Origin of the sequence: Brevundimonas sp., assembly GCF_036659295.1 — a bacterium.
In the GTDB taxonomy this organism is placed as follows: domain Bacteria; phylum Pseudomonadota; class Alphaproteobacteria; order Caulobacterales; family Caulobacteraceae; genus Brevundimonas.
This window is the reverse complement of sequence record NZ_JAVXCU010000093.1, coordinates 1-8,507: the sequence shown is the minus strand read 5'-3', so window position 1 is coordinate 8,507 and position 8,507 is coordinate 1. Positions and strand designations below refer to the sequence as shown.

Annotated in this window: 10 protein-coding genes; all 10 read right to left on the bottom strand. The window is 63.1% G+C overall.

Annotated features, from left to right (window positions below):
• Positions 1-191 (bottom strand): MaoC/PaaZ C-terminal domain-containing protein (locus tag RSB01_RS12440; RefSeq protein WP_332625572.1); only part of this gene is annotated, 191 nt, incomplete at its 3' end.
• Positions 192-193: 2 nt separating this feature from the next.
• A complete protein-coding gene (locus RSB01_RS12435; protein WP_332625571.1) occupies positions 194-982 on the bottom strand; it encodes an SDR family oxidoreductase in 789 nt (262 codons plus the stop codon).
• Positions 979-1,887 (bottom strand): SDR family oxidoreductase, encoded by a 909-nt coding sequence (locus RSB01_RS12430; RefSeq protein ID WP_332591079.1) that lies wholly within the window; start codon positions 1,885-1,887, stop codon positions 979-981. Before RSB01_RS12430 ends, RSB01_RS12435 begins: the two co-directional genes overlap by 4 nt.
• A 2-nt stretch (positions 1,888-1,889) precedes the next feature.
• On the bottom strand, positions 1,890-2,339 hold the full coding sequence (locus RSB01_RS12425) for a nuclear transport factor 2 family protein (protein WP_332619739.1): 450 nt from the start codon (positions 2,337-2,339) through the stop codon (positions 1,890-1,892).
• A gap of 6 nt (positions 2,340-2,345) precedes the next feature.
• Positions 2,346-3,497, bottom strand: coding sequence for an acetyl-CoA C-acetyltransferase (locus RSB01_RS12420; protein ID WP_332591081.1), 1,152 nt, complete (start codon positions 3,495-3,497; stop codon positions 2,346-2,348).
• Complete coding sequence (locus RSB01_RS12415) at positions 3,497-4,528, bottom strand: acyl-CoA dehydrogenase (protein WP_332591082.1); 1,032 nt, start codon at positions 4,526-4,528, stop codon at positions 3,497-3,499. The genes RSB01_RS12420 and RSB01_RS12415 overlap by 1 nt, the downstream gene beginning before the upstream one ends.
• A 6-nt stretch (positions 4,529-4,534) precedes the next feature.
• On the bottom strand, positions 4,535-5,689 hold the full coding sequence (locus RSB01_RS12410) for an acyl-CoA dehydrogenase family protein (RefSeq protein ID WP_332591083.1): 1,155 nt from the start codon (positions 5,687-5,689) through the stop codon (positions 4,535-4,537).
• Complete coding sequence (locus tag RSB01_RS12405; protein WP_332591084.1) at positions 5,689-6,438, bottom strand: enoyl-CoA hydratase family protein; 750 nt, start codon at positions 6,436-6,438, stop codon at positions 5,689-5,691. Before RSB01_RS12405 ends, RSB01_RS12410 begins: the two co-directional genes overlap by 1 nt.
• Positions 6,439-6,459: 21 nt before the next feature.
• On the bottom strand, positions 6,460-7,539 hold the full coding sequence (locus RSB01_RS12400; protein WP_332591085.1) for a nitronate monooxygenase: 1,080 nt from the start codon (positions 7,537-7,539) through the stop codon (positions 6,460-6,462).
• Between the two features lie 3 nt (positions 7,540-7,542).
• Positions 7,543-8,451 carry an enoyl-CoA hydratase gene (locus RSB01_RS12395; protein ID WP_332591086.1) on the bottom strand — a complete coding sequence of 303 codons (909 nt, stop codon included), beginning with the start codon at positions 8,449-8,451 and terminating at the stop codon, positions 7,543-7,545.
• Positions 8,452-8,507: the final 56 nt, after the last annotated feature.

Genomic DNA, 8,507 nt, shown 5'->3' with positions numbered 1-8,507 from the left:
CCGTGGGCGATGGTGCCGCCGAACGGGCCGTCCTTGGCGCGGGCGGGATCGACGTGGATCCACTGCATGTCGCCGGTGGTCTGGCCAAAGGTGGTGACGCGGTCCTGCTCGACCGACAGCCAGTCGGTATGGCCCAGATCGCGGCCTTCAGCCCCGATCAGGGCGTCTGGCGTATCGAAGACAACGCCCATACTTATGCCCTCTGGCTGGAGGCCGAGATGACCTCGCCGGTCAGATAGGACGACAGGTCGCTGGCCAGAAACACCATGATATTGGCAATCTCCCAGACCTCGGCGGGACGGCCAAAGGCTTCGCGCTTGGAAAGCTCGGCCAGCATCTCGTCAGTCGTCACCTTGGCCAGGAACGGGTGCATGGCCAAGGATGGCGAGACGGCATTGATGCGCACGCCGTGCTCGGCCGCTTCCACCGCCGAGCAACGGGTAAAGGCCATCACGCCCGCCTTGGCGGCGGCATAGTGGGCCTGACCCTTTTGCGCGCGCCAGCCCAGCACCGAGGCATTGTTGACCACAGCGCCCGACTTGGCCGCATACATCACCGGCAGGAAGGCACGGCTCATGCGGAAGACAGAGGTCAGGGTCACATCCAGAACGCGGTCCCACTGCGCGTCGGTCATGTCCACGACATCGACCTCGCCGCCTAGACCGGCATTGTTGATCAGCACGTCGATCCGGCCCAGCAGCCGAAGCGATTCATCACGCAGACGGTCTACATCGGCCTGCTGGGTCACATCGCAGACAACCGTATGCGGACGCACGCCCACCGCTGCCTCGATGGCATCGGCAGCTTCGCCCAGACGGCGCTCGTGAAAGTCGCTGATGACCAGGGTGGCACCTTCTTCAGCCGCCCGCTTGGCCGCCGAAAACCCGATACCGGTTCCGGCAGCGGCGGTAATCACCGCCGTCTTGCCCTTCAGCAAACCACGGGCCTCAGGGTAGGCGGGCGGTGTGTTCACAAAACTCATGCTTGGGTACCCCAGACAGGTTTGGCCGCAATACGCTCGGCCAGAAGTTTATCGACTACAGGGCCCAGTTCGTCCGCCTGCCAGCGCGCGCCCTTGTCTTGCGACGGGCTGTCGGTCCAGCCTTGCGACAGGAAGATTTTGCCCCCAACCAGTTCGAACACCTGACCCGAGACATGGGCCGACTGATCGCTGGCCAGCCATGCCACCAGCGGGGCCATATTGGCGGGATCATAGACGTCGAACGCGCCGTCCTTGGCATCCATGTCAAAGCCGCCGGTCGCCGTCATACGGGTGCGGGCATTGGGGGCCAGTGCATTGGCGGTGATGCCGTAACGGGCCAGTTCAGCCGCCTGAACCAGTGTCAGGCTGGCAATGCCGCCCTTGGCCGCCGAATAGGCTGATTGGCCGACCGACCCCTGAAGGCCGGCGCCCGAGGTGGTGTTGATGATGCGGGCAGCAATCGGATTGCCCGCCTTTTGCTGGGCGCGCCAGTAATCGACGGCGTGTCGGCTGGTGCAGAAATGGCCGCGCAGGTGGACGCGCAGGACCGCATCCCATTCTTCCGGTGTGGATGACACGAACATACGGTCGCGCACAAAACCGGCATTGTTCACGACGGCGTCCAGACGGCCAAAGGTGTCGATGGCGGTTTGCACCATGCCGCGACCGGCTTCCCAGTCGGCGACGTCACCCGTATTGGCGACAGCCTGACCGCCACGCGCGACGATTTCATCGACAACCAGTTGGGCCGCTCCCTTGGAGGCTCCGTCCTCGCCATGGGCACCGACGCCCAGATCATTGACGACGACCTTGGCCCCCTGTGCGGCCAGTTCCAGAGCATAGGCCTTGCCCAGCCCGTTGCCTGCGCCGGTGACGATAACAACGCGATTTTCGCAGATGCCCATGTTCAGAGCTCCCTGACAGGTATTGGCATTTGAAGATGGGCGCTGACATCGCCCGTGAAATCGATCTGGAGGTAGCGGCGCTCAACAAAGCGCCACGCGCCGTCGATGATGGCTAGACGGTCGTGATAGCGACCGGTGGCCACGATCTGTAACGGCAGGGTGTCGGTGGCTTGCAGTACCGTCCACTGCGACCAGCACTGGGCGCTTGTGCCGTCGTCCGACAGTGCAATGCGCGGATTGGTGGTCAGGTGGCGGGTGCGCGGTGTGCCATCGGCATAGAGATGCACCGTCTTTTGCCACATGGCGACGATGGCCGCTTCACCCCTGATTTCGTTGGTTCCTGCGAACAGGGCACCGTGGTCGAACAGGCGTGCGGCCCCTGCGAAATCACCGGCGTCGAACAGGTCGGCATAGGTGTAGAGCAGGTTGGGAATGTCGATGGCCGGGTTCATGCTGGCCTACAGACGCTCGACGATGGTGACATTGGCCTGACCGCCGCCTTCGCACATGGTTTGCAGGCCATAGCGGCCACCCGTGCGCTCAAGGCCGTTGAGCAGATTGGTCATCAGGCGCACGCCGGTGGCTCCGATCGGGTGACCCAGAGCAATCGCGCCGCCCATGATGTTCAGCTTTTCGTGCGGGACGTTCAGTTCCTGCATCCATGCCATCGGCACCGAGGCGAAGGCTTCGTTGCACTCGAACAGGTCGATGTCCTCGATCTTCATGCCCGCTTTTTGCAGCGCATATTGCGTCGCCGGAATAGGGCCGGTCAGCATCCACACCGGATTGTCGGCGCGAACCGAGATGTGGTGGATGCGGGCGCGCGGCTTCAGGCCGTGGGCTTTCACCATGGCTTCGGATGCGATCAGCATGGCGGCAGCGGCATCGCAGTTCTGGCTGGCAACACCGGCGGTGATCGCACCGCCCTCGTTGACGGTCTTCAGCGTGGCCAGACCTTCCAGCGTGGTGGTCGGGCGGATGGTCTCGTCGTGCGACAGACCTTCCAGTTCCACGATGTCGCGGGCGAACCAGCCTTGCTCGGTGGCCTGTTGCGCACGCTGGTGCGAGGCGACGGCGAAGGCTTCCATGGCTTCGCGGCTGATGTTCCACTTGGCGGCGATCATCTCGGCCGAGCGGATCTGGTTGACCTCTTGGTCGCCGTAACGGGCGTCCCAGCCCCTAGCCCCACGGAATGGCTCTTCAAAACCGAACTGCGGGCCGACCAGCATGGCTGCCGAGATGGGGATGCGGTTCATGGCCTGACTGCCACCGACGACAACCATGTCCTGCGTGCCGGACAGGATGCCTTGGGCCGCAAAATGTATGGCCTGTTGCGACGAGCCGCACTGGCGGTCGATGGTCACGCCCGGCACATGTTCGGGAAGCCCTGCGCACAGCCATGCGGTACGGGCAATATCGCCTGCCTGACCGCCGATGGTGTCGGTGCAGCCCCAGATGACATCGTCAACCAGACCGGCATCCACGCCCACGCGCTCCATCAGCGCCTTGATCGGATGGGCGGCCAGATCGGCAGGGTGCAGGGCGGCTAGTGAGCCCTTCTTACGGCCCGTGGGGGTGCGAACGGCGTCGATAATATAGGCTTCGGCCATCAGGCGACCTCATAGGTAAAGGTTTGGTCCGGCCCGACGGCACGGTTGAAAATGCGCTCGGAAACGCGGGCGCGATGCCGGTGCGGCTCGCCCCAGCTGTAGGTCAGGCCCAACGCGCGTTTCAGCACGAGGTGCACATCGACTTCATAGCTGTACCCCATGGCCCCGTGGACCTGCAGGCTGGCGCGGGCGGCATAATCGGCGGCTTCCAGACAGGCCAGCTTGGCCTGACTGATGCGAGCACGGCTATAGATGTCGTTATTGGCCAGACTGGCAGCTGCGGCGTGCAGGACCGGACGGGCAAACTCGATCTTGGTCTGGGCCGAGGCGAGGTGGTGTTTAACAGCCTGATAGGTGCCGATCGGCTTGCCGAACTGCTGGCGCTCCTTGGCGTATTCGACGGCCAAATCGACAGCGCGCTGGGCCAGACCCAGACCTTGGGCGGCGGCAAACAGCGCTCCACGATCAAAGGCCTGATCCCACAGCTCTGCGCGGTCGGAAATCTGGGTGGCGCGGTCCGGCGTCCAGTCCACGCGGAACAGGCGGCGGAACGGGTCGATACTGTCCTCGCGGGTCAGGGTGACCTGCGACGGTTTCAGCAGATGCGTGGCCCCGTTGTGGTGCAGCAGGATGGCATCGGCGATGTCGGCATCGGCCACGACCGGATTGACCGGATGAGCAATGGCGATGCGTTTGGACGGATCGGTCAGATAGTCCGATGATGGTGAACAAGCGGCCAGCAGAGGCGCGGCGATACCGGCGCTTTCGACCAGAGGTTCGGGCAGTAGATAATAGCCAGCGGCCTCGGCGATCAGGGCAAAGTCGAGCGCGCCAAGTTCAAGACCGCCAGCGGCCTCGGGCAGCATAACAACCGTCAGGCCGGTCTCGACGATGGCATCCCAACGCTCTTGATCGAACGCATCTGTGCGCTCCAGCATCTTGCGCAGGTGAAGCGTGTCGCAGGTGTCGGTCAGCACCGTGCGGGCGGCATCGACGAACAGCAGTTGGTCTTCGGAAAGGGTAAAGTCCATTGCGCTCTACCTCGGCAGGCCGAGCATGCGCTCGGCGATGATGTTGCGCTGAATCTCGTTGGAGCCGGCATAGATCGGGCCCGCGAGAGCGAAGATGTAGTCGTCGATCCAGAGGGGCTGGCCCTCGATAGCGGGGGGCGCTGTGAACTCGGCTTCGGGGCCGAGGATGCGCAGGGCCGTGTCCTGAAGGTGGATGTCCAACTCGGACCAGAAAATCTTGTTGGTGCTGGTTTCCGGTCCGATCTGGCCGCCGCTCATTAGGCGACTGGCGGTGGAATAGATGTTGAGCGCATAGGCCTCGGCATTCATCCACGCCTTGACGACCTCGGCTTCCAGCGCCGGATCGCAGCGGTCCTTGCGGGCTTGGTACAGGGCGGCAAGATTGGCGGCGGCGACCTGATAGCGGGCAGGCGAGCGCAGCATCAGACCGCGCTCGAAACCGGCTGTGGCCATGCAGATGTGCCAGCCCTGACCTTCGTCACCCAGACGGTTGAAGGCGGGAACGCGCACGTTCTCAAGGAAGATTTCGGCAAAACCGACATGGCCGTTCATCTTGGGAATGGCGTTGACCGTCACTCCCTCGGCATTCAGCGGGAAGAAGATCAGGCTGAGGCCCTTGTGGCGCTCGGTGCCCGGTGTGCGGAACAGACCAAAGGCCCAGTCAGCAAACACGGCGCGCGAAGACCAGATTTTATGGCCGTTGAGGATATAGTCGTCGCCGTCCTGAACACAGGTGGCGCGAACGCCCGCAAGGTCCGAACCTGCCTGTGGTTCCGACCATGCCTGCGCCCAGATTTCATCGCCGGACGCCATGGGGGGCAAGAAGCGCGACTTCTGCTCGTGGGTGCCAAACTCGATTAGCGTCGGACCCAGAAGGAAGATGCCGTTCTGGTTCACGCGACCGGGGGAACCGGCGCTATAATATTCTTCTTCGAAGATCAGCCAGCTGATCAGGTCGAGGCCGCGACCGCCATATTCCACGGGCCATGTCACCATGCCCCAGTCGCCGGATTTCAGCGTGGCTTCCCATGCGCGGTGGGCCTCGAAACCTTCGCGGCTGGCGTCGAAATGCTCCAGCGGCTGCGACGGCAAATTCTGGGCCAGCCATTCACGCACCTCGGCGCGGAAGGCATCGTGTTCGGGGGTGTAGGACAGTTCCATCAGTATTTCGCCGTCTTGCCGCCTTCGACAAAGGCGTCTCGGGCCTTCTGGCTGTCTTCGTGCATGTACATTTCGAGCGTAAAGCCCTGCTCGAAACGATAGCCCTGATCGACGTCACGGGCCTCAAGGCCATTCAGAGCCTGCTTGGCCAACAACAGCGCGGTACGGCTCTTGGCGGCGATGATGGCGGCAAAGGCGCGCGCTTCGCCGAGCAGTTCGTCGCGGCTGACGACCTTGTGGATACCGCCCAGACGCCATGCGTCCTGTGCGGTGATGCGGCCGCCGGTGAAGAAGGCCGCGCGCACGACGTGCAGCGGGAACATGCGCGACAGGTGCGACGCGCCGCCCATCGCGCCACGGTCAATCTCGGGCAGCGAGAAGAAGCAGTCATCGGATGCGATCACCGTATCCGACGCACCGCAAATGCCGATGCCGCCGCCAATGACAAAGCCGTGGGCGGCCACCACGACTGGCACCGGACAGGCGCGCACGGCGCGGAAGGTTTCGTAATTGCCACGGTTCAGTTTGACGATGCGTTCGGGGTGGGCCTGCATCTCCTTGATGTCGACGCCGCCGCAAAAACCGCGCCCTTCGGCACGGATGAGGACGACGTTCACGTCCTCGCGGGAGCCGGCTTCTGTGATGATGCCCGGGAGGGCGCACCACATATCGGAATCAAAGGCATTGACCGGCGGGTGGTCGAAAACGATTTCGGCGATCCGGTCTTTGACGCTCAGAGTAATGGGCATCGGGAACTCGCAGGAAAAGGGTTAAGCTTGGGGACGCAAGGCGGCGACGGCATCCATGCGGGCCAGTGCCTCGGCTATGGTGCGGTCGACCAGCTCGCGGCAGGTCGGGATTTCGTTGATGCGGCCACCGACAATGCCCGTGGCCATGACGCCATTTTCAGTGTCGCCATGGACGACAGCCTTCTGGATCAGGGTGGGCATGGTGGCGGCCATCAGGGCCTGTTGCAGCGGTTGCTCGCCGTGACCGGACATGGCCTTGGCCGCGGCGATCAGGTCAGCAAAACTGGCCCCCGTCTGGCGCTTCATGATCATGCCCGCCTCGAAGGCGCGCAGCCATTTGGACAGCGGGCCGGACTTTTCGATGCGGTCCATCAGCGGGGTGCGGATCATCCGTTGCGGGATGCCGTCCAGCTTGGTGGTGACGATGATCTGGTCGGTGCCAGCCTTTAAATACCCGGCCTTGGCATTGGCATGGACGGGGCTTTCCTGTGTCATCAGGAAGCGGGTGCCCATGGCGATACCGACAGCGCCGTATGACAGGGCAGCTGCCAGACCGCGACCATCGGCAAAGCCGCCCGCTGCGACGACAGGGATTTTCACGGTGTCGAGGACTTGCGGCAGCAGGATGGTGCTGGGGACCGAGCCGGTATGGCCGCCGCCTTCGCCGCCCTGAACCGTGACCATGTCACAGCCCAGTTGCTCCATTTTTTGCGCGTGTTTCACCGCGCCGACCGTGGGGATGCAGAGGATACCGGCATCCTTGAAACGGCCAATCATTTTGGTGTCGGGACCACGACCGAACGAGACGGCGCGGATCTGCTCCTTGTTGGCGAGGATCAGATCGACGATTTGCTCTGCGCCCGGTTGGAACATGTGGAAGTTCACACCGAACGGCTTGTCGGTGCCGTTGCGGACTTCGAGGATTTTGGCGCGGGCTTCGTCGGGTGTCATGACGGCGGCACCGAGGAAACCAAACGCTCCGGCCTCGACACTGCCGATCACCAGCGACGGCTCGGCAACCCAACCCATAGCGGTCTGGATGATCGGAGCCTTACAGCCCAAGCGTTCGGTCAGAACTGTAGAAATATTCCCCCCCGCCATGGCCTAGTCCCCCGACTTGGCGGCTTGCGCCTTGTTGGCGGCGGCCATGGATTTGGCATCCATGCCGCCGAGGTTGTGCCCCATGACCAGATCGCTCTGAGCGTGGGCGAAGTGGTGCATGTGGAAGACGCTATCCATCGCCGTGCGCTTGCCGCGTAGGTCCTCGACCTGATTGAGCGCCTGTTTGGTCAGCCAGTTGCCCAGACGCGGACGGGTGGCGAGCTCATTGGCCATGGCCATCACGTCGTCCATCAGTTTCTCGCGTGTGGACAGACGGTTGACCATGCCGAAATTCCACGCCCGCTCGGCGCTCATACGCTCGCCCAACATGATGAACTCCTTGGCGATACGCGGGGGCAGCTCGAACCCGTGGGCGAAATATTCGACCCCCGGAATGCCCATGCGGTTCACAGGGTCCTGAAAGAAGGCATCGTCTGTGGCGACGATGAAATCGCACACCCAGGCCAGCATCAGACCGCCCGCGACACAGGCCCCCTGAACCGCCGCAATGGTCGGCTTGGAGATGTCGCGCCAGCGGCGGCACATGCCCAGATAGACCTCGTGCTCGCGGGTATAGAGGAACTCGGCCTTGGGCTTGTTGGTGTGGTCAGGCACCAGATGGACGCGATCGAACGACAGGGTCACGTCGCGCCCCGGTGTGCCGATGTCATGACCTGCAGAGAAATGCTTGCCCGCGCCCGCCAGAACAATGGCCCTGACATTGTCGTCGTCCACGGCCTGTTTAAAGGCCGCGTCCAGCGCATAGGTCATCTGGCTGTTCTGGGCGTTGTTGAAGGTCGGGCGGTTCAGGGTGATGAGCGCCACATGACCCTTGACCTCGTAGAGGACGGGACTGTCGGTCTCGTAAACCACATCGGCCTGACGCGGATCGGCAAAGCTGTGCAGGTCCATGATATCAGCCCCTTACGCCTGCTGGGTTGTCCTTGATGATCTTGGAACGGATGTTC

What these genes read in the sequence shown, in the direction of transcription:
- RSB01_RS12400 (WP_332591085.1), bottom strand. Translation starts at nt 7,539, where the DNA reads ATGGCGGGGGGGAATATTTCTACAGTTCTGACCGAACGCTTGGGCTGT.
- RSB01_RS12435 (WP_332625571.1), bottom strand. Translation starts at nt 982, where the DNA reads ATGAGTTTTGTGAACACACCGCCCGCCTACCCTGAGGCCCGTGGTTTG.
- RSB01_RS12405 (WP_332591084.1), bottom strand. Translation starts at nt 6,438, where the DNA reads ATGCCCATTACTCTGAGCGTCAAAGACCGGATCGCCGAAATCGTTTTC.
- RSB01_RS12395 (WP_332591086.1), bottom strand. Translation starts at nt 8,451, where the DNA reads ATGGACCTGCACAGCTTTGCCGATCCGCGTCAGGCCGATGTGGTTTAC.
- RSB01_RS12410 (WP_332591083.1), bottom strand. Translation starts at nt 5,689, where the DNA reads ATGGAACTGTCCTACACCCCCGAACACGATGCCTTCCGCGCCGAGGTG.
- RSB01_RS12420 (WP_332591081.1), bottom strand. Translation starts at nt 3,497, where the DNA reads ATGGCCGAAGCCTATATTATCGACGCCGTTCGCACCCCCACGGGCCGT.
- RSB01_RS12430 (WP_332591079.1), bottom strand. Translation starts at nt 1,887, where the DNA reads ATGGGCATCTGCGAAAATCGCGTTGTTATCGTCACCGGCGCAGGCAAC.
- RSB01_RS12415 (WP_332591082.1), bottom strand. Translation starts at nt 4,528, where the DNA reads ATGGACTTTACCCTTTCCGAAGACCAACTGCTGTTCGTCGATGCCGCC.
- RSB01_RS12425 (WP_332619739.1), bottom strand. Translation starts at nt 2,339, where the DNA reads ATGAACCCGGCCATCGACATTCCCAACCTGCTCTACACCTATGCCGAC.